This is a genomic window from Kitasatospora sp. MBT63 (genome assembly GCF_000710465.2).
Taxonomy (GTDB): Bacteria; Actinomycetota; Actinomycetes; order Streptomycetales; family Streptomycetaceae; genus Kitasatospora.
Genome location: NZ_JAIZ01000517.1, coordinates 21,755 through 46,273 on the forward strand (window position 1 = coordinate 21,755; position 24,519 = coordinate 46,273).

The window sequence follows — 24,519 nt, forward strand, 5'->3', positions numbered from 1 at the left end:
GGTGCGCTCCCTCGCCTCGCCACGTCTGCAGATCTTCCTCAAAGGTGAACCCTATCGCGGCCGGACCCCTTCACCCGACCGGATATCGCCTGGTCGCCCGGCCGGTCGCGCGGACGGCGGGCGTGACCTCGTACGGGCCGTCTCGTTGGGCCGGGTGGGTCCGCGCGTCGCGGGCCGCCAGGGTGGCCGGCCGGTGTCCGGCCAGGCCGGACGGGGGGCGGCAGTTGTCGAGTGGGCCGACGCCAGCGCGGGGCGGTACGCCGGCGGGCCGGCTGCTCGCCGACGTGACCAGCTTCGTCGGCCGCCGCGGCGAGCTGGCCGCCCTGACCGCGTTGATGGGCCCGGCCCGGCTGGTGACCGTCACCGGGCCCGGCGGGGTCGGCAAGACCCGGTTCGCGATGCGCGGGGCCGCCCGGCTGGCCGAGCTGACCGGCCTGTTCCCGGACGGCGTCCGGTACGCCGAGGTGAGCGCCGTCCAGGACCCGCTGCTGCTCGGCCACGCGGTGCTCGAGGCGCTCGGGCTGACCGACTCCACCGCCCGCCCACCGTACGAGGTCCTGGTCGAGCAGGTGCGCGAGCAGCGGCTGCTGCTGGTGCTGGACGGCTGCGAGCACCTGGTGGGCCCGTGCGCGGAGCTGGTCGACACCCTGCTGCGGGCGGCTCCGGGCCTGCGGGTGCTGGCCACCAGCCGGCAGTCGCTGGGGACGGACGGCGAGCACCTGCTGCCGCTGGCCCCGCTGCCGGTCGACCCGCCGCCGGGCGGCGGCACGCCGGACGCGGTCACGCTGTTCGCCGACCGGGCCGCCGCGGTGCTCCCCGGTTTCGAGCTGACCGAGCGCAACCGCGCCGAGGTGGCCGTGCTCTGCCGCCGCCTGGACGGCATTCCGCTGGCCGTGGAGCTGGCGGCGGGGCGGCTGCGGGCGCTGTCGGTGGCACAGATCACCCTCCGGCTGGACGACCGGTTCCGGCTGCTCACCGGCGGTTCCCGGACGGCTCCGGCGCGGCACCAGACGCTGCGCACCACGATCGGCTGGAGCCACGAACTGTGCACCATGAAGGAACGTTTGCTCTGGGCCAGGCTGTCGGTGTTCGCCGGGACGTTCGACCTGGACGCCGCCGAGTACGTCTGCGGCGGCGAGGGGATCGACCCGGACGAGGTGCTCGACCTGCTCGGGGAGCTGGTCGGCAAGTCGGTCCTGCTCCGCGAGGAGGGCCCGCAGCAGGTCCGGTTCCGGCTGCTGGACACCCTGCGCGAGTACGGCGCCCGGTGGCTGCGGGCCGGCGGCGACCGGCACCGGCTGCTGCGCCGGCACCGGGACTGGTACCTGGGGGTGGCGTCCTGGGGCGAGGTGGAGTGGTTCGGCCCGCGGCAGGCGGAGACCGCCGAGCGGACCCGGCTGGCCCACCCGAACCTGCGGGCCGCGCTGGAGTTCTCGCTCTCCGAGCCCGGCGAGGAGCAGCTGGCCCTGGTGCTGGCCGGGACGCTGTGGTTCTACTGGGTCGGCTCCGGGCACCTCGGCGAGGGACGGCACTGGCTGGACCGGGCGCTGGCGCTGGCCCCCGCACCGACCGAGGCCCGGGCCAAGGCGCTCTGGGTGACCGGCTACATGGCCACCCTGCAGGGCGACCTGGCGCGGGCCCGGCCGGCCCTGGAGGAGTGCCGCGAGCAGGCGCTGGCCACCGGCGACGACCGGGCGCTGGCGTACGCCGTCCACCGGCAGGGCTGTGCGGCGTTGATCGGGGACGAGCCGCAGCGGGCGGCGGAACTGTTCGAGGAGGCGCTGTGGCACTACAAGACCATCGGCGAGCTGAACAGCAACGTCCTGATGGCGATGTTCGAGCTGGGCATCGCGTACCTGTTCCTGGGCGACGCCGAGCAGGGCGAGCGCTGGATCTCGGAGGTCCGGGAGATCGCCGAGCAGCACGGTGAGCAGTGGGCGTACGCCTACGGTCTGTACGCGCTGGCCTACGCCCGCTGGTCGTCGGGCGAGGTGCGGCTGGCGCGGGCCCACGCCCGGGAGTGCGTACGGCTGAACCACCTGTTCCGGGACCTGCTGGGGATCGTGCTGGCGATGGACGTGCTGGCGCTGCTGGAGACCGAGGCCCCGGACGGGGACCTGGTGGAGGCCCGGGTGCTGCAGGGCGCGGCGCACCGGATCTGGCAGGCGGTGGGCAAGCCGTTCTTCGGTTCGCGGTCGTTCAACGGGCCGCACCTGGAGTGCGAGCGGCGGGCCCGGGACGGGCTGACCGAGCAGGAGTTCCACGAGGCGTTCCGCCTCGGCGGGCAGCTGGACCTGGACGCTGCGGTCTCCCGCGCGCTGGGCCGCGGCGACCGGCCGGGGCCGGAGGGCCTGCCCGGGCCGCGGCCGGTGCGGCCGTCACCGGTACCGGCGTTCTGAGCTCCCCGCGGGCCCGCCGTCCCGGGGCCCCGGTCTTCCGGGGGCCCGGCGCCCGGAAACGGGCCGAGCCCCGCAGCCGGCAGGCTGCGGGGCTCGGTGGGGTACGTGCTCGCGGGTCAGCGCGAGTAGTACTCGACGACCAGCTGCTCGTCGCAGATCACGGGGATCTCGCGGCGCTGCGGCTGGCGGTCCAGGCGGAAGGCCAGGGCCTTCAGGTTGACCTCGAGGTACTTCGGGGTCTGGCCCTCGCCGGCGTTGCCGCCCTCGCGAGCCACCTGGAAGGGGGTCTTCTCCTTGGACTTGTCCTTGACGGTCACGACAAAGCCCGGCTTCATCTGGAACGACGGCTTGTTGACCTTGCTGCCGTTGACCTCGATGTGGCCGTGCACGACCATCTGACGGGCCTGGTAGATGGTGCGGGCGATGCCCGAACGCAGGACCAGGGCGTCGAGACGGGTCTCCAGCTCGGCGATCAGCGCCTCACCGGTCTTGCCCTCGACCTTCTTGGCACGGTCGAACGCCCGCGCCATCTGCTTCTCGCTCAGGTCGTACTGCGCGCGCAGACGCTGCTTCTCGGTCAGACGGACCTTGTAGTCAGAGTTCTGCTTGCGGCCACGGCCGTGCTGGCCGGGCGGGTACGGGCGGGCCTCGAAGTACTTGACGGACTTCGGGGTCAGCGGGATGCCAAGGGCACGAGCGATCTTGACCTTGGGACGCTTCTGGTTCGCCATGAACCAAACCTTCCTTGCTTCACGAATACGGCTTCACCAGGTGTTGACGGAGGTCGCTCCTCGCGACCCGGAGAAAAACCACCCGCGAGGGGTGATCAGCCGCTCTCCGGAGCCGGGCACATCTGTGCATGCACACGAGTGGCCCACCGACCACGGAGGTGGTGGGCTGCCCGCGACACCGAAAGCCGGTGCGCGACGCTCCAAGGGCCGCTCCCGGAGGAGTGGCCACGGGCCGGTGCCCCGCTGGTGCGGCCGGTCGGCCGGATTCTCATCCGCCGCCGTACCCGGGACATGGCACTTCGGGACAGTCTACCGTGCGATCAGTCGCCCTTGAGCCGCGCCCTGGTCCACTCCGCGATGTCGGCGTAGCGGGCCTCCCCGCCGCGCCGGGTCGGCCGGTAGTACTCCTTGCCGTGCACCGGGTCCGGCGCGTACTGCTGCGCGGCGATGCCCTCCGGCAGGTCGTGCGGGTACTGGTAGCCCTGGCCGTGGCCGAGCTTGCCCGCGCCGCCGTAGTGCGCGTCCCGCAGGTGCGGCGGCACCGCGCCGGCCAGGCCCTGGCGGACGTCGGCGAGGGCCGCGTCGATCGCCAGGTAGGCGGCGTTGGACTTGGGGGCCAGCGCCAGCGCGATGGCCGCCTGGGACAGGATGATCCGGGCCTCGGGGAAGCCGATCAGCGCCACGGCCTGGGCGGCCGCGACCGCCGTCGGCAGCGCCGTCGGGTCGGCCAGGCCGACGTCCTCGCTGGCGGAGATCATCAGCCGCCGGGCGATGAACCGGGGGTCCTCACCGGCCTCGATCATGCGGGCCAGGTAGTGCAGGGTGGCGTCCACGTCACTGCCGCGGATCGACTTGATCAGCGCGCTGGCCACGTCGTAGTGCTGGTCGCCGTCCTTGTCGTAGCGCACCGCGGCCTGGTCGACGGCGGTCTCGGTGGTGGCCAGGGTGAGCTCGGCCTCGCCCTTGTCCAGGGCGGCGCCGGCCGCGGCCTCCAGGGTGGTGAGCGCCCGCCGGGCATCCCCGCCGGCCAGCCGGACCAGGTGGTCCTCGGCCTCGGCGGTCAGCTCGACGCTGCCGGCCAGGCCCCGCTCGTCGGCCACCGCGCGGCGCAGCAGGGCCCGTACGTCGTCGTCGGTGAGCGACTCCAGGGTGAGCAGCAGCGACCGGGACATCAGCGGGGAGATCACCGAGAAGTACGGGTTCTCGGTGGTGGCGGCGATCAGGGTGACCCAGCGGTTCTCCACCGCGGGCAGCAGGGAGTCCTGCTGGGCCTTGGAGAAGCGGTGGATCTCGTCCAGGAAGAGGACCGTCTCGCGGCCGGACATGCCGACGGCCCGGCGGGCGCCGTCGATCACCGCCCGGACCTCCTTGACCCCGGCGGTGATCGCGGACAGCTCGACGAACCGGCCCTCGACGGCCTGGCTGATCACGTGGGCGAGGGTGGTCTTGCCGGTGCCGGGCGGCCCCCAGAGGATCACCGAACTGGTCGCCGCGGGCCCCTTGGCACCGGAGACCAGCCGCCGCAGCGGCGAGCCGTCCTTGAGCAGCCGGCGCTGACCGGCCACCTCGTCCAGGGTGCGCGGGCGCATCCGTACGGCCAGCGGCGCGCGGCCGGGCTCGGCGGCCTGGCGTGCCTCGGCGGCGGCGGTGAAGAGGTCCGGTTCTTCCACCTCTGAAGGGTATGCGAGAGCTCCGACAGCCCGGGCGCCCGCCGGCGGGACCCCCGTAGTTCGAATTTGAACCAGAGGGGCGTAGGGTGGCGCCATGTCCGTACGCCGACTCAACCACGCAGTGCTCTGGATCCGCGACGTCGACCGCTCGGTCGCCTTCTACCGCGAGGTCCTGGGCTTCCAGCTCGACCACCTGATGCCGGGGCGGGCCGCCTTCCTGAGCGCCGCCGGCAGCAGCAACGACCACGACCTCGGCCTGTTCGCGATCGGCGCGGACGCACCCGGCCCCGAGCAGGGCAGGGTCGGCCTGTACCACCTGGCCTGGGAGGTCGGCACCCTCGGCGAGCTGGCCGAGCTCGGGCGGCGGCTGGCCGAGCGCGGCGCCCTGGTCGGCTCCACCGACCACCTGGTGTCCAAGTCCTTCTACGCCAAGGACCCGGACGGCAACGAGTTCGAGCTGATGTGGCGCGTCCCCCGCGAGGACTGGCCGGCCGCCGACTCCGACGCCCGCCCGGGCCCGCTCGACCTCCCCGCCGCCATCGACCGCTGGGGCCCCGACCGCCCCACCGGAGCCGCAGCCGGCTCGGCCACCTGACGCGGGCCGTCAGGCCTCCAGTGCCGCCGCGTGGTCCGGGACGTAGGTCTGCAGATCGCGCGGCGGGCGGCGGTAGCCGTGGGAGGCCGGGCGGGGCGGGAGTTCGACCTCGGGGCGGCGGACCTCCCGGTAGGGCACCGAGGAGAGCAGGTGGGAGATCATGTTGATCCGGGACCGCCGCTTGTCGTCGCTCTCCACCACGTACCAGGGCGACTCCGGGACGTCGGTGTGCACGAACATCTCGTCCTTGGCCCGGGAGTAGTCCTCCCAGCGGCTGATCGACTCGATGTCCATCGGGGAGAGCTTCCACTGCCGCATCGGGTCCGCCATCCGGTCCCGGAACCGCCGCTCCTGCTCCACGTCGCTGACCGAGAACCAGTACTTGCGCAGCAGGATCCCGGCCTCGATCAGCATCCGCTCGAAGGTCGGGCACTGGCGCAGGAACTGCTGGTGCTCCTCCGCGGTGCAGAAGCCCATCACCTTCTCCACCCCGGCCCGGTTGTACCAGCTGCGGTCGAACAGCACGATCTCCCCGGCCGCGGGCAGCTGCTCCACGTAGCGCTGGAAGTACCACTGGCCGCGCTGGCGCTCGGTCGGCGCCGGAAGTGCCGCGACCCGGGCGATGCGGGGGTTGAGGTACTCGGTCACCCGCTTGATCGCGCCGCCCTTGCCGGCCGCGTCCCGGCCCTCGAAGACGACCACCAGCCGCACGCCCTCGGCGCGCACCCACTCCTGGAGCTTCACCAGCTCGTACTGCAGGCGCAGCAGCTCCGCCTCGTACAACTTCCTCGGCAGTCGATCCCTGCGCTTCCCCGCCACCGGGCCCTCCGTTCGCACGTGCGGCTGACGGTCACTCACGCTACGGGGCTTCGCCGTCCGGCGCAGGTCGGCGCGGGTCGGCGCGGGTGGGCGGCAGCGGGGTGCGCGGCGGGTACGGCAGGCCGGGCGGGCCCGGTTCCGGCACTCCCCTGTGCTGCCGGGGCCGGGCCCGCCCGACGAGTGATCAACTGTCCCCCGGACCCCGCCGTTTCGGCAAATTACCGCTTCCATAACCTTGCGGCATGGACATCGACACCCGCCTGCTGCGCTCCTTCGCCGCGGTCTGCGAGGAGGGCCAGCTGACCGGGGCGGCCGCCCGCCTGTTCGTGAGCCAACCGACCCTGACCAAGCAGATCCGCCAGCTGGAGACCCAGCTCGGGGTACGACTGTTCCAGCGCTCCCGGGAGGGCATGACCCCGACCGCCGCGGGCCGGGTGCTGGCGGACCGGGTGCCCGCGCTGCTGACCGGCTGGGAGGACGCGCTGCGGGCCACCCGCCGGCCGCCGTCGAGGCGCAGGGCACCCTGCGGGTCGGGTTCGAGGGCAGCACCATCAACGCGGTCGGCCTGGCCACGGTCGAGGACTTCGGCCGCCGGATGCCCGGCTGGCAGGTCCGGATGCGGCAGAACAACTGGTTCGACCCGACCTCAGGGCTGGCCTCCGGCGAGATCGACCTGGCGCTGTGGCACGCGCCCGCCGCCATCGCGGCCGCGTACAACTGCGCCGAGCTCGGTGTGGAGGAGCGCTGCGCGGTGCTGCCGGCCGGCCACCGGCTGGCCGACCGCGAGGTGGTGGACCTGGCGGAGCTGCTGGACGAGGACTTCGTCGCGATCCCGCGGGAGGCCGGGTTCTGGCGGGACTACTGGCTGGCCGTCGAGGAGCGCGGCGGCCACCCGGTCCGGATCGGCGCGGTCGCGCACAACGCGGACGAGTGGCTGACCGCGATCGCCTGCGGGCAGGGCATCGGCTTCGCGCCCGTGACGATGAGCCGGCTGGCCTCCCGGCCCGGCGTGGTCTACCGGCCGCTGCGCGGGGTCAGCGCCAGCCGGGTCGGCCTGTACTGGCCGCTGGACCGGCCGCTCACGCCCGCGATGGCCGCGTTCGTGCGCAGCTGCCGGGAGACCGTGCGGATCGGGCCGGCCTGCCCCGGACCGTCGCCGCTGGACACCGTGCCCGCCCAGCGGCGCCCCGGCGGCGCGACGGCGCCCGCCGCGCCTGCTCCGGCCCCGGGCCCGGCGCCCGCCCCGGCCGGTCAGACCTCGGCGAACGGCGCCGGGTAGCGGCACACGCCGTGCGGGCCGCCGTCGTACCCGGGCAGCGGCAGCGCCTGGAAGTACGCGTCGGGTGCCTCGAACGGGCCGCTGATCCGGTGCCGGGAGGCCGGCTCGAAGCCGAAGCGGCCGTAGTAGTCCGGGTCACCGAGCACCACCACCAGCCGCTCCCCCGCGGTCTCGGCGGCCGCCAGCGCGGCCCGGACCAAGGCGGCGCCGACGCCCTTGCGCTGCCACTCGGGGGCGACCGCGACCGGCGCCATGGACAGGCCGTCGCCGTCGCCGACCCGGAGCCTGGTGAGCAGGACGTGCCCGACGATGAGGTCCCGGTCGTCGACCGCGACCAGCGAGAGAGCCGGTATCCAGGCGGAGTCCCGGCGGAGCGCGTCCACCAGGTCGGCCTCCTCGGGGCCGGGGAAGGCCGCCATGTGGACACGTCTGGTGGCGGGGGCGTCCGCCGGGTTCTCGACTCTGGTTCGGATGGTCATCCTCGACCCCTCTGCTGTGGCACGCCGTTGTGCACCGGCCCCGGGCGGGGCGAGCCTACCCTGAGGCGGATCGCACCGGCCGGGGCCGTGAGCATGGTGTTACTGACCGGGTGTCAGGCCTTGACCTCGGACGCCGCGGCGGCGTCCGTGCCCTTCGGCTTGGCGTCGACGCCCGCCTCGCGGCGCTGGGCCGGGGTGATCGGGGTCGGCGCGCCGGTGAGCGGGTCACCGCCGGTGCTGGTCTTCGGGAAGGCGATCACGTCACGGATGGTGTCGTACCCGCCCAGCAGGGTGACGATGCGGTCCAGGCCGAAGGCGACACCGCCGTGCGGCGGCGGGCCGTAGTTGAAGGCGTCCAGCAGGAAGCCGAACTGCGACTGCGCCTCCTCCTCGGACAGGCCGATCGCGTCGAAGGCCCGCTTCTGGACGTCCCGCTGGTGGATACGGATCGAGCCGCCGCCCAGCTCGGAGCCGTTGAGCACCAGGTCGTAGGCGTTGGACAGGGCCGTGCCCGGGTCGGTGTCGAAGGTCGCCAGCGACTCGGCGGTCGGCGCGGTGAACGGGTGGTGCACCGCGTGCCAGCCCTGGAAGGCGCCCTTGTCGTCCTCGATCGGCTCGAACATCGGGAAGTCGACGACCCACAGGAAGGCCCAGGCCGACTCGTCGATCAGCTCGCAGCGGCGGCCGATCTCCAGGCGGGCCGCGCCGAGCAGCTCCTGCGAGGCGGTCTTCTTGCCGGCGGCGAAGAACACCGCGTCGCCCGGCTTGGCGCCGGCCGCGGCGGCCAGGCCCGCCAGGTGCTCCTCGGAGAGGTTCTTGGCGACCGGGCCGCGCAGCTCGCCGGTCTCGGCGTCGACCAGCACGTAGGCGAGGCCGCGGGCGCCGCGCGCCTTGGCCCAGTCCTGCCAGGCGTCCAGCTGCTTGCGCGGCTGGGAGGCGCCGCCGGGCATGACGACCGCGCCGACGTACGGGGCCTGGAAGACCCGGAACTCGGTGCCCTGGAAGTACTCGGTCAGGTCGGTGAGTTCCTGGCCGAAGCGGACGTCCGGCTTGTCGGAGCCGTAGCGGTTCATCGCGTCCGCGTAGGTCATCCGGGGCAGCGGGTTCGGGATCTCGTACCCGTGCACCTCGCGCCAGATGGCACCGACGATCTTCTCGCCGAGGGCCAGGATGTCCTCCTGGTCGACGAAGGACGCCTCGATGTCGAGCTGGGTGAACTCCGGCTGCCGGTCCGCGCGGAAGTCCTCGTCGCGGAAGCAGCGGGCGATCTGGTAGTAGCGCTCCATGCCGGCCACCATCAGCAGCTGCTTGAACAGCTGGGGCGACTGCGGCAGGGCGTACCAGTGGCCGGGCTGCAGGCGGACCGGGACGAGGAAGTCGCGGGCGCCCTCGGGGGTGGAGCGGGTGAGGTACGGCGTCTCGATGTCGAGGTAGTCGTTCTCCTCCATCACCGTGCGGATGATGTGGTTGACCTTGGAGCGCAGGCGCAGCGCGCGGGCCGGGCCCTCACGGCGGAGGTCCAGGTAGCGGTAGCGCAGGCGCACCTCCTCGTTGACCGTGCCGGGCTCGTACTCGGCGACCGGGAACGGCACCGGGGCGGCCTCGGAGAGCACCTCCAGCTCGTTCACCACGACCTCGATCGCGCCGGTCGCGATGTCCGGGTTCTCGTTGCCCTCCGGGCGGACCCGGACCTCGCCGGTGACCTTGACGCAGTACTCGGCGCGCAGGCTGCCGATGGCCTCCAGGTCGCGGGCCACGATCTGCACGGTGCCGGAGGCGTCGCGGAGGTCGATGAACGCGACTCCGCCGTGGTCACGGCGGCGGGCGACCCAGCCGGCCAGGATGACGGTGGTGCCGGCGTGCTCCGCGCGGAGCGTGCCCGCGTCGTGCGTGCGGATCACAGCTGCTTCTCCTTCAGGGTGGTGACGAGTGCTTCGAGGGCGACGGGCGTCTGCTCGCCGGTGGTCATGTCCTTGAGCTGGACGACGCCTTCGGCGAGGTCCCGGTCGCCGGCCACGAGGGCGTAGCGGGCGCCGGAGCGGTCGGCGGACTTCATGGCGTTCTTGATGCCCTTGACGCCGAACGCCAGGTCGGTGGCGACGCCGGCCCGGCGCAGCTCCACCACCTTGGCGAACAGGACGTTCTTGGCCGTCTCGCCGAGCGCGACGGCGTAGACGGAGGTGGCGGCGGGCAGGTCGAGGACGATGCCCTCGGCCTCCATCGCGAGGAAGGTGCGGTCCACCCCGAGGCCCCAGCCGACCGACGGCAGCGCCGGGCCGCCGAGCATCTCGGACAGGCCGTCGTAGCGGCCGCCGCCGCCGATCGCGGACTGGGCGCCGAGGCCGTTGTGCACGAACTCGAAGGTGGTCCGGGTGTAGTAGTCCAGGCCGCGGACCAGCTTCGGGTCGTCGACGAAGGCGACGCCTGCGGCGGTCAGCAGCTCGCGGACCTGCTCGTCGTACGCCTTGCAGTCCTCGCAGAGGAAGTCCCGCAGCCGGGGCGCGTCGGTGAGCTGGGCCTGGACGGACTCGCGCTTGTCGTCGAGGACCCGCAGCGGGTTGATCTCCGCGCGGCGGCGGGTGTCCTCGTCGAGGTCGAGGCCGGCCAGGAACTCGACCAGGGCGGCCCGGTAGACCGGCCGGCACTGCCGGTCGCCGAGGCTGTTGAGCAGCAGCGAGTAGTCGCGCAGGCCCAGCGAGCGGAAGGCGTCGTCGGCCAGGATGATCAGCTCGGCGTCCAGCGCGGGGTCCTCGGCGCCGATCGCCTCGGCGCCGACCTGGGCGAACTGGCGGTAGCGGCCCTTCTGGGCCCGCTCGTAGCGGTAGAAGGAGCCGGAGTACCAGAGCTTGACCGGCAGGTTGCCCTGCTTGTGCAGGTTGGCCTGGAGGGCGGCGCGGACCACCGAGGCGGTGCCCTCGGGACGCAGCGCCAGCTCGTCGCCGCCCTTGGTGGTGAGGTTGTACATCTCCTTGGTGACGATGTCGGTGGACTCACCGACGCCGCGGGAGAAGAGCTTGACGTCCTCGAAGACCGGCGTCTCGATGTAGCCGTAGCCGGCCCGGCGCGCGGGGCCGGAGAGCCGCTCGCGGATCGCCAGGAAGGTCGCGGAGCTCGGCGGCAGCAGGTCGTAGGTGCCCTTGGGGGCGCTGAAGGTGCTCAACTTCTCTTCCGTCACATTCCTCGTCGCGGGAAGGCCGGAGCATCGAGCGCTCCTGCCGCCTGCTGGAGGTAGGGGTTGGTGGCGCGCTCACGGCCGATGGTGGTCTGGGAGCCGTGGCCGGAGAGGACCACGGTCGCGTCGTCGAGGGGCAGGCACACCCGGGCCAGCGAACGCATGATCGCCGCGCTGTCCCCGCCCGGGAGGTCGGTACGCCCGATGGAGCCGGCGAACAGCAGGTCGCCCGAGAAGAGCACCGGCGGGATCTCGTCCGATGCGGGCGTCCGGAAGGTCACCGACCCCTTGGTATGGCCGGGCGCGTGGTCGACGGTGAGCTGCAGTCCGGCCAGCTCCAGCAGGCTGCCGTCCGCCAGCTCGCGGACGTCGTCCGGCTCGCCGACGGTGAGGCTGCCCATCAGCTGCTGCCCGAGCGAGCGGCCGAGCGCCCGCTCCGGGTCGGCCATCATGTAGCGGTCCTCGGGGTGGATCCAGGCGGGCACGCCGCGGGCGCCGCAGATCGGCATCACCGAGGCGATGTGGTCGATGTGTCCGTGGGTGAGGACCACCGCGACCGGCTTCAGCCGGTGCTCGCGGATCAGGTCCTCGACGCCCCGGGTGGCCTCGTGACCGGGGTCGACGATCACGCACTCCTCACCGGCGGCCGGCGCTACCAGGTAGCAGTTGGTGCCCCAGGCCCCGGCTGGAAATCCGGCGACGAACAACGCGAGTCCTCTACGGTCGGGGGCGGGCGCTCGGGTCTCACCGCCTGGTCGCACCAGAGCCTACCGGCGGGACACCACCGCGGGCGAACCCGTTACCACGTGCCCCCGCGGGTCGATCGTGTCCCGTGCACATCGCGTTTGACCTCGAACTTACGCACAGACTCCTTACACTTGGCCGCCAACGGATGCGATGATCCGCATCGGCACTTTTCCCCCAGACGTCCAGCGCATACGTAGGAGACACGGCCGGTGGCCAGCAACGAACAGCGACGGCGACAGCTCGCCCGCGAGAAGTACGAGCGCCAGATGGCGCGCCGGGCCCAGGCGCACAAGCGCCGGAAGCAGCGGAACGCGATCATCGGCGGTGCGCTCGCGGTCGTGGTGGTCGCCGCCGGCGGTGCGTGGGCGGGCGGCGTGTTCGACTCCGCCGACAAGTCCAAGACCCCGCAGGCCGCCCCGACCGCCCCGGTCACCCAGGTCAAGGGCTGCAACCCGCCGGCCGCGGGCCAGCCGAACGGCAAGCAGTGGAAGACCGAGCCGGCCATGACGGTCGACGGCAAGTCCGCCTACACGGGGACCCTGCAGACCAGCTGCGGCACGGTGACGGTGTCACTGGACCCGGCCAAGGCGCCGCACACGGTGAACTCCTTCGCCTTCCTCGCCGGCGAGCAGTACTTCGACCACGTCAAGTGCCACCGGCTCACCACGGAGGGCATCTACGTGCTCCAGTGCGGTGACCCGACCGGCACCGGTTCCGGCGGCCCGGGCTACCAGTTCGCGGACGAGAACCTGACCGGCGCCACCTACCCGGCCGGCACCCTGGCGATGGCCAACGCGGGCCCGGGCACCAACGGCAGCCAGTTCTTCCTGGTCTACAAGGACACCCAGCTGCCGCCGAGCTACACCCCCTTCGGCAAGATCACCGGCGGTCTGGACGTGCTCCAGAACATCGCCGCCGGCGGGGTCCAGGGCGGTGGCGGCGACGGCGCCCCGACCGCCGGCGTGGTCCTCGACAAGGTGACGGTCGCCAAGGGCTGACCGGCATCGGCGCCGCGGTCCCCGAGCGGGCCGCGGCGCCGGCGGAAATCGCCCGGCCCGGATGCGGACAGCACCGGCGCTGGTCGCCTATGTTGCTGTTGTATAGGGTGCCCTGACCGTCGGCCGTCACCCTCGGCGCAACAACGGACGGTCCGGACGGCGGACTTCATCGGTCCGCCGCACATCAACTGTGGACGACGCGCGCGCCCCGCACTGAGCGGGCCGCGGCGTCATGTGGAGGAGGCGCTGTGAGCAGCGACCCGTGGGGCCGTGTCGACGAGCAGGGGACCGTGTACGTCAGGACCGCGGACGGCGAACGCGCCGTCGGCTCCTGGCAGGCGGGCTCCCCGGAGGAGGCCCTCGCCTACTTCGAGCGGAAGTACCAGGGCCTGGAGGCCGAGATCGGCCTGCTGGAGCACCGCGTCCGCAAGACCGACCTGGCCGCCAAGGAGGCCCAGGTCGCCCTCGACCACCTGCGCGCCCAGGTCGTCGAGGCGCACGCGGTGGGCGACCTGGACGCGCTGGCCAAGCGCCTCGACACGCTGGCCGGCGAGATCGAGACCCGGCAGACCGAGCGCCGGGCGGCCCGGGCCAAGGCCCAGGAGGAGACCCGCGCGGCCAAGGAGGCGCTGGTCGCCGAGGCCGAGCGGCTGGCCGAGTCCACCCAGTGGCGGGAGGCCGGCGACCGGCTGCGTGCCCTGGTGGACAACTGGAAGGCGCTGCCGCGGCTGGACCGCAAGAGCGACGACGAGCTGTGGCACCGCTTCTCGCACGCCCGGTCGGTCTTCTCCAAGCACCGCAAGGCGCACTTCGCCGCGCTGGACGTCGAGCGCGACCAGGCCCGTGCGGTGAAGGAGAAGCTGGTCATCGAGGCCGAGGCGCTCTCGGACTCCACCGAGTGGGGTGCGACCGCCGCCGCGTACCGCGACCTGATGACCCAGTGGAAGGCGGCCGGACGCGCCCAGCGGGACGCGGAGGAGGAGCTGTGGGCCCGGTTCCGGGGCGCGCAGGACGTCTTCTTCCAGGCCCGCTCCGCGACCTTCAGCGAGCGTGACGCCGAGCAGGGCGAGAACCAGAAGCTCAAGGAGGCCCTGCTGGTCGAGGCGGAGGCGATCCTGCCGATCACCGACCTCAAGGCCGCCAAGGCCGCGCTGCGGGACGTCAACGAGCGCTGGGAGGCCATCGGCCACGTGCCGCGCGACGCCCGGCCGAAGCTGGACGCCCGGCTGAACACCGTCGAGCGGGCGATCCGCGAGGCGGAGGACGCCGAGTGGCAGCGTTCCAACCCGGAGGCCAAGGCCCGCGCGGCCGGCATGACCGGGCTGCTGCAGTCCGCGGTGGACAAGCTCCAGGCCGACCTCGACAAGGCCCGGGCGGCCGGCAACGCGAGCAAGGTCGCCAAGCTGGAGAACGAGCTGGCTGGCCGTCAGGCGCTGCTGGACCAGGCGCTGAAGAGCCTCCAGGAGTTCAGCGGCTGACGCCGCCCCCGGCAGCAGACGGGCAGGGCCCCCTCCGCGGAGGGGGCCCTGCCCGTGTTCCGTCCGGGGTCCGGCGGCTCAGACCGGGCCGGCTCAGACCGGGCTGGCCGCGCCGGTCGCACCGGACTCGCGCTGCAGCTCGTCCAGGTCGAGGGTCCGGTCGGCGGGCGGGGCGGTGGCGGCGACCTGGGCACCGAAGTCCTTGAAGTCGAGCCGGCCGCCCTCGCTGCCGCCGTTCGTCTCCAGCCGGACCGGATAGGGCCGGCCCTGGACCGCCACGTACAGGGTCCCCGGGCTGTCCCCCTGGGTGGTCTGCACGGTGACGACCGGTGTGCCGTCGACCGTGGTGCGGCTGCCCTGGCCGAGCGGGCCGTTGTCGGTGCCGATCAGGTCGGCGATGGTGTTCAGGTCGCAGAGCGAGCCGACGTCGGCGAAGTCGGTGTTGGCGGTGGTGGTCCGCAGGTACTTGTCGCCGACCAGGGCCGCGATGGCCGGGCCGCCGTGCGTCTCTAGGAAGGTCTGGTCGGGCTTGATCCAGAGCTGCTCGCCGAGCTGGACCACGCCGAAGCCGCCCTCGCCGTCCAGGCTCATCGAGCCGGCGCAGTGCGCATCGCCGTCCATTGCGAGGTCGATGGTGACCGCCGAGCCCGCCGAACTCACCTGGCCGGCCACGTGGACACTGTGGCTCTCCTTGAGCGCCTGGACCGACTTGTCGACGATCTCGCGCGGGGCCAGCGACTCCACCCCGTTCGGTGCGGACGGGTCGGCCGAGGACGCCGCGGCCGGCTGGGCCGAGGACCCGCCGCCGCCCGCTCCTCCGCCGCCGCAGCCTGTGGCGGCGGTCAGCCCGGCACCCATCAGCACGGCCACGACGATCTGCCTGCCACCCATGGCGGCCTCCGCGAGTCGACACCCAGCACCGCATCGGACGGTGACATTCTGTGCCGCTCGCGGAGGCCCCGCATCCGCAGCCGCCGCGGGGGGGCGGGGCCGCCGGAGCTACTTGCGGGCCGAGGTCACCCGGTACACGTCGTAGACGCCCTCCACGCCGCGGACCGCCTTCAGGACGTGGCCGAGGTGCTTCGGGTCGCCCATCTCGAAGGTGAACCGGCTCATCGCCACCCGGTCCCGGGAGGTCTGCACCGCCGCGGAGAGGATGTTGACGTGCTGGTCGGAGAGCACCCGGGTGACGTCCGACAGCAGCCGCGAGCGGTCCAGCGCCTCGACCTGGATGGCGACCAGGAACACCGAGGACTGGGTGGCCGCCCACTCGACCTCGATCATCCGCTCCGGCTGCTGGGTCAGCGCCTCGACGTTGACGCAGTCCGAACGGTGCACCGAGACGCCGTTGCCGCGGGTGATGAAGCCGACGATCGGGTCGCCGGGCACCGGGGTGCAGCAGCGCGACAGCTTCACCCAGACGTCCTCGACGCCCTTGACGATCACGCCGGGGTCGCCCTTGGCCCGGCGGCGAACCGCCCGGCTCTGGTGGGTCGGGGTGGTGGTCTCGGAGAGGTCCTCGACCGCGCCCTCCTCACCGCCGAGCGCCTGGACCAGCTTCTGCACGATCGACTGCGCCGTGACGTGGCCCTCGCCGATCGCCGCGTACAGCGAGGAGATGTCCGGGTAGCGCATCTCGTGCGCCAGGGTCACCAGCGAGTCCCCGGTGAGGATCCGCTGGATCGGCAGGCCCTGCTTGCGCATCGCGCGGGCGATGGCCTCCTTGCCCTGCTCGATCGCCTCCTCGCGGCGCTCCTTGGAGAACCAGGCGCGGATCTTGTTGCGGGCCCGCGGCGACTTGACGAAGGTCAGCCAGTCCCGCGACGGCCCGGCGTTCTCCGCCTTGGAGGTGAAGACCTCGACCGCGTCGCCGTTCTCCAGGGTGGACTCCAGCGGCACCAGCCGGCCGTTGACCCGGGCCCCTATGCAGCGGTAGCCGACCTCGGTGTGCACCGCGAAGGCGAAGTCCACCGGGGTGGAGCTGGCCGGCAGCGCTATCACGTCACCCTTGGGGGTGAAGACGAAGACCTCGTTGTTGGACAGGTCGAAGCGCAGCGACTCGAGGAACTCGCTCGGGTCCTCGGTCTCCTTCTGCCAGTCCAGCAGCTGCCGCAGCCAGGCCATCTCGTTGACCGCGTCGGCCTTGTCGTGCTGGCGCCCGTGGGTGGGGGTGTCGGTGCGGACCTTGGAGGCACCGGCCACCGCGCGCTGCTTGTACTTCCAGTGCGCCGCGATGCCGTACTCCGCCCGGCGGTGCATGTCGAAGGTCCGGATCTGCAGCTCGACCGGCTTGCCGCCGGGGCCGATCACCGTGGTGTGCAGCGACTGGTACATGTTGAACTTGGGCATCGCGATGTAGTCCTTGAACCGCCCCGGCACCGGGTTCCACCGCGCGTGGATGGTGCCCAGTGCCGCGTAGCAGTCGCGGACGGTGTCGACCAGGACCCGGATGCCCACCAGGTCGTAGATCTCGGCGAAGTCGCGGCCCCGCACGATCATCTTCTGGTAGACCGAGTAGTAGTGCTTGGGCCGGCCGGTGGTCTGGGCGGTGATCCGGGCCCCGCGCAGGTCGCCCTGGACCTGGTCGATCACGGTGGCCAGGTACTCGTCGCGCTTGGGCGCGCGCTCGGCGACCAGCCGGACGATCTCGTCGTACATCTTGGGGTAGAGGATCGCGAAGGCGAGGTCCTCCAGCTCCCACTTGATGGTGTTCATGCCCAGCCGGTGCGCCAGCGGGGCGTAGATCTCCAGCGTCTCGCGGGCCTTCTTCTCCTGCTTCTCCCGCTTGAGGTAGCGCATGGTGCGCATGTTGTGCAGCCGGTCGGCCAGCTTGATCACCAGGACCCGCGGGTCCTTGGCCATCGCGACGACCATCTTGCGCACGGTCTCGGCCTGCGCGGCCTCGCCGAACTTGACCCGGTCCAGCTTGGTCACGCCGTCGACCAGCAGCGCGACCGAGTCGCCGAAGTCGCGGCGCAGGGTCTCCAGGCCGTAGTCGGTGTCCTCGACGGTGTCGTGCAGCAGCCCGGCCATCAGGGTCGGGGCGTCCATGCCCAGCTCGGCCAGGATGGTGGCGACGGCGAGCGGGTGGGTGATGTACGGGTCGCCGCTCTTGCGCTTCTGGCCGCGGTGCCACTTCTCGGCCACCGCGTAGGCGTTCTCGATGTCCTTGAGCAGCGCCGGGTCGGCCTTCGGGTCCTGCGCCCGGATGGTGCGGAACAGCGGCTCCAGCACCGGGTTGACCGTGGAGCTGCGCTGGCCGCCGAGCCGGGCCAGGCGGGCGCGCATGCCGCCGGAGGACGGCCGGGGCGCGGCGGGCGGCCCGGGGCGGACCGGGGCCGTACCGGAGGGCGCGGTCCTGGTCTGGTCAGCCGTGGGCACAACCTCGTCGGGCAAGGACACTCCTCGGGGGCGCGGGGCCTGCCCCTTCGCACAACTGGGCAGGGGTGAACCTTCATGGTACCGAGAGTGCAGGCCGGGCGTTCCGCCGCCCGGCCGGGAACGCCCGAGGGGGCGTACGGCCGTGGCCGTACGCCCCCTCGGGGGAATGACTAGACGGTGACCAGGGTCTCCAGCGGAGCACCGCCCAGGTGCGGCTCCAGCCGCTCCCGGCCGGGCAGGAAGCCCAGCTCCATCAGGACCACCACGCCCACCAGCTCGGCGCCGGCCTCCCGGACCAGGTCCACCGAGGCACCGATGGTGCCGCCGGTGGCCAGCACGTCGTCCACCACCAGGACCTTCTCGCCCGGGGTGAAGGCGTCGCACTGCACCTCCAGGGTGGCGGTGCCGTACTCCAGCTCGTACGAGCGGGCGAAGACCTCGCCGGGCAGCTTGCCCTTCTTGCGGATCGGCACGAAGCCGAGGCCCGCCGCGAAGGCCGCCGGGGCCGCCAGCACGAACCCCCGCGCCTCCAGCCCGACCACCTTGGTGGCGCCGAGTTCCCGGGCCCGGTCGGCCAGCGCCCGGGTGAGGGCCGCGAAGGCCTCGGCGTCGGCAAGCAGCGGCGCGATGTCCTTGAACAGCACGCCGGGCTTCGGGTAGTCCGGTACGTCCCTGATCCGGCTGTTGAGCAGCTCGGCCAGGACGGGGTCAGCGGAGGTCACGGGGGTCCTTACGGAGTACGGGCTCAGTGCTTGCCGGAGGGGCGGCCCTTGCCGCGGGCGCGGCCGACCGGCTGGTTGCGCTGACCAACCATACCCGCCGGCTGGCCGGACTCGTCCTCGCCGTGGTCGCCGTGCTCGCCCTGCCCGGCGGCCTGCTCGGCCGCCTTGGCGTCCGCGGCCCGGCGGGCGGCGACCCGCTTGGCCAGGTCCTTCATCTCCGGCGTCATCTCCTTGAGCTGCGCGAGCAGCGGGGTGGCGACGCAGATGGAGGAGTACGCACCGGCCGCGAGGCCGATGAACAGGGCCAGCGAGATGTCGTTCAGGGTGCCGGCGCCCAGCAGGCCGCCGCCGATGAACAGCAGCGCGGCGACCGGGAGCAGCGCGACCACGGTGGTGTTGATGGAACGCACCAGGGTCTGGTTGAGGCCGAGGTTGGCGGCCTCGCTGTAGGTGCGCTTGTTCTGCTTGGTGATGCCCTTGGTGTTCTCCTTCACCGTGTCGAAGACGACGACGGTGTCGTACAGGGAGTAACCGAGGATGGTCAGGAAGCCGATCACGGTGCCCGGGGTGACCTCGAAGCCGACCAGGGCGTACACACCGATGGTGATCAGGAGGTCGTGGATCAGGGCGACCAGGGCGGCCGCCGCCATCCGCCACTCGAACGCGACGGCCAGGTAGATGGTGACCAGCACCATGAAGATCACCAGGCCGAGCAGGGCCTTCTGGGAGATCTCGTGGCCCCAGCTGGGGCCGATCACCTGGGCGTCGACCTCGTTGGCCGGCACCGAAAGCTCCTTGGAGAGCTGCTCGGTGAAGGTCGAGGCGTCCACGCCGGAGGCGGAGCTGACCTGGATCCGGACGTCACCCTTGTCGGTCGACTGCACCACGGCGGTCGAGTCGTGGGTGATCTTGTTGGCGACGTCCTGGGCCTGCGAGACCGACAGGCCGGGCTTGTGCACGGTGTAGACCGAGCCGCCCTTGAACTCGATGCCCAGGTGCAGGCCCATGGCCAGGCCGATGGCCGCGACCAGGACGATCACGCCGGAGATCGAGTACCAGAGCTTGCGGCGGCCGACGAAGTCGAAGCTGATCTCGCCCTGGTAGAGGCGGTGGCCGATGTTGCCGAAGCGCGACATGGCGTCAGGCCTCCTTGGGGGCGCTGGGGGCGGAACCGCGGCGGCGGCTGCTCCGGATCGGCGGGCGCGCGCCCAGCCGCTTCGGGTCCAGGCCGGACCACTTGTGGCCGCTGGAGAAGAACTTGGTGCGCGCCAGCAGGGTGATCAGCGGCTTGGTGAACAGGAAGATCACCACGACGTCGAGCAGCGTGGTCAGGCCCAGCGTGAAGGCGAAGCCCTGGACCTTGCCGACCGACACCAGGTACAGCACCGCGGCACACAGGAACGAGACGAAGTCCGAGACCAGGATGGTGCGCCGGGCCCGGGGCCAGGCGCGCTGGACGGCCGGGCGCAGCGGGGCGCCGTCGCGGACCTCGTCGCGGATGCGCTCGAAGTACACGATGAAGGAGTCCGCCGTGATGCCGATCGCGACGATGGCGCCGCAGACCGCCGGGAGGTTCAGCGCGAAGCCGATGGTGGCGCCGAGCAGCGACATGATCGCGTAGGTCAGGGAGGCCGAGACCAGCAGACCGGCGATCGACACCAGGCCGAGGCCGCGGTAGTAGACCAGCGAGTAGATGACCACCAGGATCATGCCGATCAGACCGGCGAGCAGGCCGGCCTTCAGCTGCTCGCCGCCGAGCTGCGGGGAGACGGTGGTGACGTCGCTCTTGGTGAAGTCGAGCGGCAGGGCGCCGAAGCTCAGCACGTTGGCGAGGCCCTTGGCCTCCTCCTGGCCGAAGTTGCCGGAGATGACCGCGTTGCCGCCGGTGATCGACTGCTGGACGTAGGGGTGGGAGACCACCTTGCCGTCCAGGACGATGGCGAACTCGTTGGCGGGCTGCGGCTGGGTGGCGAGCTGGCCGGTGACCGCGGCGAAGGACTTCGAGCCGGCGTCGGTGAAGGACAGCTGGACCTGCCAGCCGGCCGCCTGCTGGGTGTCGAAGCCGGCCTGGGCCTTGGCGACGTCACCGCCGTTGAGGGCGACCGGGCCGAGGATGAACTTGTTCCAGACCTTCTGGCCCTTGACCGCGGTGTCCTCCTGCTGGAAGGAGCAGGCGAGCGCGGGCTTGGTCGGGTCGGTCTGCAGGTCCTTGCGCTGGGCCGGGTCCGAGCAGTCCAGCGCGGCGAACTGCTGCTGCAGCGCGGCGATGGCCGGGTCGGTGGCCGGGGCCGGGGTGGCGGCCGGGTCGGCGGGAGTGCCCGGCGAGGCGGCGGCGCCCGGAGTGGCGGCGGTGCTCGCGCCGGCCGAGGCCGTCGGGTCGGCCTGCAGGGCGCCGCTGACCGCGCGGCCGGCCTTGCTGGCACTGGCCGAGGCACCGGCGCTCGGGGAGGCCTGGGTGGCGGCCGAGCCGGTGGCGGAGCTGCTCGGGGAGGCGCCGGGAGAGGGGCTGCCGGTGGCCGGGGCGCTCGGGGAGGCCGACGGGTCCACGGCGGGCTGGCCGCTCGGGGCGAAGGTCAGGACGGGGCGGAAGTAGAGCTTCGCGGTGTCGCCGACCTGCTTGATCGCGGTCTGCTGGTCACCACCGTCGGGGATGTTGACGATGATGTTGTTGTTGCCCTGGGTCTGCACCTCCGCCTCGGAGACACCCAAGCCGTTGACGCGCTGCTGAATGATCCCGACCGCGATGTCCATGCTGGACTTGTTGATCGCGGACGGGTCCTTCGACGTAGCGGTCAGCGTGATGCTGGTGCCACCGGCGAGGTCGATTCCGAGACGCGGGGTCTTGTGACCCGTCCCGAACATGAGGGCGACCAGTCCGACGGTCGCCACCAGGATGAGGGCCAGCGCCCGTCCGGGGTAACCGTCGCGCGGACGCGACTTTGGTGTTGCCACCTTGCTCGTTTCTCCCTGTCCATGCCGTCGCGCGGACCGGTCCGGTCCGGCTCGTGGCGGACGGGATCGGCGGCGGACGGCCCTGAGGTCCTGTTGGCCAGCGGCGGGTGCCGCTCGGCCGGGCAAGGCCCGACCGTACTACTTGCTCTCGGGAGCCCCACCGTCGGCGCTGCTGTTGCCCGACTTGTCCTTGTCAAGGCTGAGCGGCTTGTCCTCGGCGTCGTGCGCGTCAACGTCCTCGACCGGCTCGCCGAGCTCGTCCGCGTCGTCCTCGGCCGGGCGGCCGTTGATGATCGCGTCGTACTCCAGCGGGTCCAGCACGGCCGCGACGGCGCCCTTGGTGAAGTGGGTGACCACACCCGGCGCGATCTCCAGCTCGACGGTCTCCTCGTTGACCGACTTCACCAGGGCGTAGAGGCCGCCGATGGTGCGCACGCCCGCGCCCGGCTCCAGTGCCTGCTGCATCGTCTGCATCTGGGACTGGCGCTTCTTCTGCGAACGGAACAGCAGGAAGATCGCCAGGAGCGGGAGGAGGAGGATGATGAAGTTCACAGCCAGGGTCCTTTACAGGCCGCCCGCCCGGGCGGCCAGGGTATGCGTCGGCCCATCGGGTGAGAGGGGCGGTCCGGCGGAGTCTAGGCGACCCTTATCGATCGGACAACGCCAAGCATCGCATCCTGCCGCCGAAAGTGGCGACCCTCTGCCTGCACAGTTTCTGTGCGCTTCGCTCACGACCCCGTCGCCGGGCCCGCTCAGACCTGACCCTTTCCGTGCCACAGGCCGGGCTGGACCGCGCCCGCCCCGCCGGGCTGCTGGAGCGGCGGGGTCATCCCCAGGTGCTGCCAGGCCGCGGCGGTGGCGACCCGGCCGCGGGGGGTGCGGGCCAGCAGTCCCTCGCGGACCAGGAACGGCTCGGCCACCTCCTCGACCGTCTCCGACTCCTCACCGACCGCGACCGCCAGGGTGGACAGGCCGACCGGGCCGCCGCCGAACAGCCGCAGCAGGGCGTCCAGCACTGCCCGGTCCAGCCGGTCGAGGCCGCGGGCGTCGACCTCGTACACCTCCAGGGCCCGGGCGGCGATCTCCCTGGTGACCACGCCGTCATGCCTGACCTGCGCGAAGTCCCGGACCCGGCGCAGCAGCCGGTTGGCGATCCGGGGGGTGCCGCGGGAACGCCCGGCGATCTCGGCGGCGCCGGCCGGGTCGATCTCCACGTCCAGCAGGGCGGCCGAGCGGTGCACCACCCGCTGGAGCTCGGCGGGCGCGTAGAACTCCATGTGGCCGGTGAAGCCGAAGCGGTCGCGCAGCGGGGGCGGCAGCAGGCCGGCCCGGGTGGTGGCGCCGACCAGGGTGAACGGCGGCAGCTCGAGCGGGATGGCGGTGGCGCCGGGACCCTTGCCGATGATCACGTCGACCCGGAAGTCCTCCATCGCCAGGTAGAGCATCTCCTCGGCGGGCCGGGACATCCGGTGGATCTCGTCCAGGAAGAGCACCTCGCCCTCGGTCAGCGAGGAGAGGATCGCGGCCAGGTCGCCGGCGTGCTGGATGGCCGGGCCCGAGGTGATCCGGATCGGGGCGTTGAGCTCGGCCGCGATGATCATCGACAGGGTGGTCTTGCCGAGCCCGGGCGGGCCCGAGAGCAGCACGTGGTCCGGGGCGCTGCCGCGCCGCCGGGCGGCCTGGAGCACCAGCGAGAGCTGCTCGCGCACCCGCTCCTGGCCGATGAACTCGTCCAGCAGCTTGGGCCGCAGCGCCGCCTCGACCGCCTGGTCCTCGCCGTCGGCGGCCGCCTGCACCAGCCGGTCGGCGGCCAGGCGGTCGGCGGGCTCGGGATCGTACGGGCTCATCGGGACGGGCTCCATTGTCGACAAAGTAACAGGTCGTCAGATCGGTACGGCGTCAGCGGGCGCGGTTCAGGCCGCGCAGGGCGGCCTTCAGCAGCACCCCGATGTCGGGCACGCCCTGCGCCTCGGCCTCCGGGGTGACGGCGGTGACCGCGTCGTCCGCCTCGCGCGGGGCGTAGCCGAGCCCGACCAGGGCGGCGTGCAGCTGCTCGTGCCAGGGGGCGGGCCCGGTGGCGACCGGCTTCTGGGCGGGCACCGTGCCGTGCGGGGCGCCCAGCTTGTCCTTGTACTCCAGCAGCAGCTTGGCCGCCTTGGCCTTGCCGATGCCGGGCACCGCGATCAGCGCCTTCTCGTCCCCGCCGGCCACCGCGACGCGCAGCGCCTCCGGGCTGTGCACCCCGAGCATGGCCTGGGCGAGCCGGGGGCCGACGCCGGGCGCGGCCTGGAGGACCTCGAAGGTGGCCCGCTCGTCGTCGTCGGCGAAGCCGTACAGGGTGAGCGAGTCCTCCCTGACGACCAGTGAGGTCGCCAGCCGGACGCTCTCGCCGAGCCGCAGCCGGGCCAGCGTGGCCGGGGTGCACTGGACGGCCATCCCGACACCGCCGACCTCGACGACGGCGGTGCCGGCGGCGACAGCCGCCACCGGACCCTGGACGAAGGCGATCATCGGCGGCGCTCCTGGTGGACGGCGGGTGCCCGGCGGGCGGTACGGGGTGCGGGGGCGGCCGCGGCGGCCTGGGCGATGGCGGCGGTGAGCCGGTTGGTGGTGCCGCCGCGCCAGATGTGACAGATGGCCAGCGCCAGCGCGTCGGCGGCGTCGGCCGGCTTCGGCGGGGCGTCCAGCCGCAGCAGCCGGGTGACCATGGCCGTGACCTGCGCCTTGTCGGCCCGGCCGGAGCCGGTGACGGCGGCCTTGACCTCGCTCGGGGTGTGCAGGGTGACCGGGATGCCGCGCCGGGTGGCGCAGAGCATCGCGACCGCGCTGACCTGCGCGGTGCCCATCACGGTGCGGACGTTGTGCTGGGCGAAGACCCGCTCGACGGCGACCAGGTCCGGCCGGTGCTCGTCCAGCCACTGCTCGATGCCCTGCTCGACCAGCAGCAGCCGCGGCCCGATCTCGGCCTCGGCGGGAGTGCGGACCACCCCGACCCCGATCATGGTCAGCGGCCGCCCGGGCGCACCGTCGACCACGCCGACGCCGCACCTGGTCAGCCCGGGGTCCACCCCTAGTACGCGCAATGCCGTGCCGCCTT

21 protein-coding genes and 1 pseudogene are annotated in these 24,519 nt (G+C 72.6%); 6 read left to right on the top strand and 16 right to left on the bottom strand.

Annotated elements, in window-relative coordinates:
• The first annotated feature begins 284 nt into the window (after positions 1–284).
• Entirely contained in the window at positions 285–2,399 is a 2,115-nt protein-coding gene (locus tag AA75_RS53760; protein ID WP_304441501.1) for a regulator, read from the top strand.
• A 116-nt stretch (positions 2,400–2,515) separates the two neighbouring features.
• On the opposite strand, the gene rpsD is transcribed toward AA75_RS53760, so the two are convergent.
• Positions 2,516–3,130, bottom strand: coding sequence for a 30S ribosomal protein S4 (gene rpsD, locus AA75_RS27765; protein WP_033823015.1), 615 nt, complete (start codon positions 3,128–3,130; stop codon positions 2,516–2,518).
• 320 nt (positions 3,131–3,450) lie between these two features.
• A complete protein-coding gene (locus AA75_RS27770; protein WP_033823016.1) occupies positions 3,451–4,800 on the bottom strand; it encodes a replication-associated recombination protein A in 1,350 nt (449 codons plus the stop codon).
• Between the two features lie 94 nt (positions 4,801–4,894).
• Between AA75_RS27770 and AA75_RS27775 the strand changes: the two genes are divergently transcribed.
• Positions 4,895–5,395, top strand: a complete 501-nt coding sequence (locus AA75_RS27775) for a VOC family protein (RefSeq protein WP_033823017.1) — start codon at positions 4,895–4,897, stop codon at positions 5,393–5,395.
• A 9-nt stretch (positions 5,396–5,404) separates the two neighbouring features.
• On the opposite strand, the gene ppk2 is transcribed toward AA75_RS27775, so the two are convergent.
• Complete coding sequence (gene ppk2, locus AA75_RS27780; RefSeq protein WP_033823018.1) at positions 5,405–6,214, bottom strand: polyphosphate kinase 2; 810 nt, start codon at positions 6,212–6,214, stop codon at positions 5,405–5,407.
• 242 nt (positions 6,215–6,456) lie between these two features.
• Here ppk2 and AA75_RS52475 point away from each other — a divergent pair.
• Positions 6,457–6,588, top strand: a pseudogene (locus AA75_RS52475) (LysR family transcriptional regulator); the annotation flags it as partial.
• Between the two features lie 191 nt (positions 6,589–6,779).
• Positions 6,780–7,493, top strand: coding sequence for a LysR family substrate-binding domain-containing protein (locus tag AA75_RS44865; protein WP_233289218.1), 714 nt, complete (start codon positions 6,780–6,782; stop codon positions 7,491–7,493).
• On the opposite strand, the gene AA75_RS27790 is transcribed toward AA75_RS44865, so the two are convergent.
• From AA75_RS27790 to AA75_RS27805, 4 genes are all read right to left on the bottom strand, one after another.
• Positions 7,466–7,972: a GNAT family N-acetyltransferase gene (locus AA75_RS27790; RefSeq protein ID WP_033823019.1), complete on the bottom strand. Its 507-nt coding sequence runs from the start codon at positions 7,970–7,972 to the stop codon at positions 7,466–7,468. The two genes, AA75_RS44865 and AA75_RS27790, sit on opposite strands and share 28 nt — an antisense overlap.
• 113 nt (positions 7,973–8,085) lie before the next feature.
• Positions 8,086–9,873 (bottom strand): aspartate--tRNA ligase, encoded by a 1,788-nt coding sequence (gene aspS / locus AA75_RS27795; protein ID WP_033823020.1) that lies wholly within the window; start codon positions 9,871–9,873, stop codon positions 8,086–8,088.
• Positions 9,870–11,132 (bottom strand): histidine--tRNA ligase, encoded by a 1,263-nt coding sequence (gene hisS / locus AA75_RS27800; protein ID WP_033823021.1) that lies wholly within the window; start codon positions 11,130–11,132, stop codon positions 9,870–9,872. The genes aspS and hisS overlap by 4 nt, the downstream gene beginning before the upstream one ends.
• An 11-nt stretch (positions 11,133–11,143) precedes the next feature.
• Positions 11,144–11,851 (bottom strand): MBL fold metallo-hydrolase, encoded by a 708-nt coding sequence (locus AA75_RS27805; RefSeq protein ID WP_033823022.1) that lies wholly within the window; start codon positions 11,849–11,851, stop codon positions 11,144–11,146.
• Between the two features lie 249 nt (positions 11,852–12,100).
• Here AA75_RS27805 and AA75_RS27810 point away from each other — a divergent pair, with 249 nt between their 5' ends.
• Complete coding sequence (locus AA75_RS27810) at positions 12,101–12,889, top strand: peptidylprolyl isomerase (protein ID WP_033823023.1); 789 nt, start codon at positions 12,101–12,103, stop codon at positions 12,887–12,889.
• A gap of 248 nt (positions 12,890–13,137) precedes the next feature.
• Positions 13,138–14,367 (top strand): DUF349 domain-containing protein, encoded by a 1,230-nt coding sequence (locus AA75_RS27815; protein ID WP_033823024.1) that lies wholly within the window; start codon positions 13,138–13,140, stop codon positions 14,365–14,367.
• Positions 14,368–14,460: 93 nt separating this feature from the next.
• Here AA75_RS27815 and AA75_RS27820 read toward each other — a convergent pair whose 3' ends face one another.
• The 9 genes from AA75_RS27820 to ruvC all read right to left on the bottom strand — a co-directional run bounded on the left by AA75_RS27820 (position 14,461) and on the right by ruvC (position 24,505).
• Positions 14,461–15,258 carry a hypothetical protein gene (locus AA75_RS27820; protein ID WP_033823025.1) on the bottom strand — a complete coding sequence of 266 codons (798 nt, stop codon included), beginning with the start codon at positions 15,256–15,258 and terminating at the stop codon, positions 14,461–14,463.
• A gap of 108 nt (positions 15,259–15,366) precedes the next feature.
• A complete protein-coding gene (locus tag AA75_RS27825; RefSeq protein ID WP_233289219.1) occupies positions 15,367–17,916 on the bottom strand; it encodes a bifunctional (p)ppGpp synthetase/guanosine-3',5'-bis(diphosphate) 3'-pyrophosphohydrolase in 2,550 nt (849 codons plus the stop codon).
• 2 nt (positions 17,917–17,918) lie between these two features.
• Positions 17,919–18,470 carry an adenine phosphoribosyltransferase gene (locus tag AA75_RS27830; RefSeq protein WP_033823026.1) on the bottom strand — a complete coding sequence of 184 codons (552 nt, stop codon included), beginning with the start codon at positions 18,468–18,470 and terminating at the stop codon, positions 17,919–17,921.
• A gap of 23 nt (positions 18,471–18,493) precedes the next feature.
• Positions 18,494–19,606 carry a protein translocase subunit SecF gene (gene secF, locus AA75_RS27835; RefSeq protein WP_033823027.1) on the bottom strand — a complete coding sequence of 371 codons (1,113 nt, stop codon included), beginning with the start codon at positions 19,604–19,606 and terminating at the stop codon, positions 18,494–18,496.
• Between the two features lie 4 nt (positions 19,607–19,610).
• Positions 19,611–21,332, bottom strand: coding sequence for a protein translocase subunit SecD (secD, locus tag AA75_RS27840; RefSeq protein WP_033823057.1), 1,722 nt, complete (start codon positions 21,330–21,332; stop codon positions 19,611–19,613).
• 228 nt (positions 21,333–21,560) lie between these two features.
• Positions 21,561–21,974, bottom strand: coding sequence for a preprotein translocase subunit YajC (gene yajC / locus AA75_RS27845; RefSeq protein WP_051813524.1), 414 nt, complete (start codon positions 21,972–21,974; stop codon positions 21,561–21,563).
• A gap of 200 nt (positions 21,975–22,174) precedes the next feature.
• Entirely contained in the window at positions 22,175–23,269 is a 1,095-nt protein-coding gene (ruvB, locus tag AA75_RS27850) for a Holliday junction branch migration DNA helicase RuvB (protein WP_033823028.1), read from the bottom strand.
• Between the two features lie 52 nt (positions 23,270–23,321).
• A complete protein-coding gene (ruvA, locus tag AA75_RS27855) occupies positions 23,322–23,933 on the bottom strand; it encodes a Holliday junction branch migration protein RuvA (protein WP_033823029.1) in 612 nt (203 codons plus the stop codon).
• Positions 23,930–24,505 (bottom strand): crossover junction endodeoxyribonuclease RuvC, encoded by a 576-nt coding sequence (ruvC, locus tag AA75_RS27860; RefSeq protein ID WP_033823030.1) that lies wholly within the window; start codon positions 24,503–24,505, stop codon positions 23,930–23,932. Before ruvC ends, ruvA begins: the two co-directional genes overlap by 4 nt.
• Between the last annotated feature and the right edge of the window lie 14 nt (positions 24,506–24,519).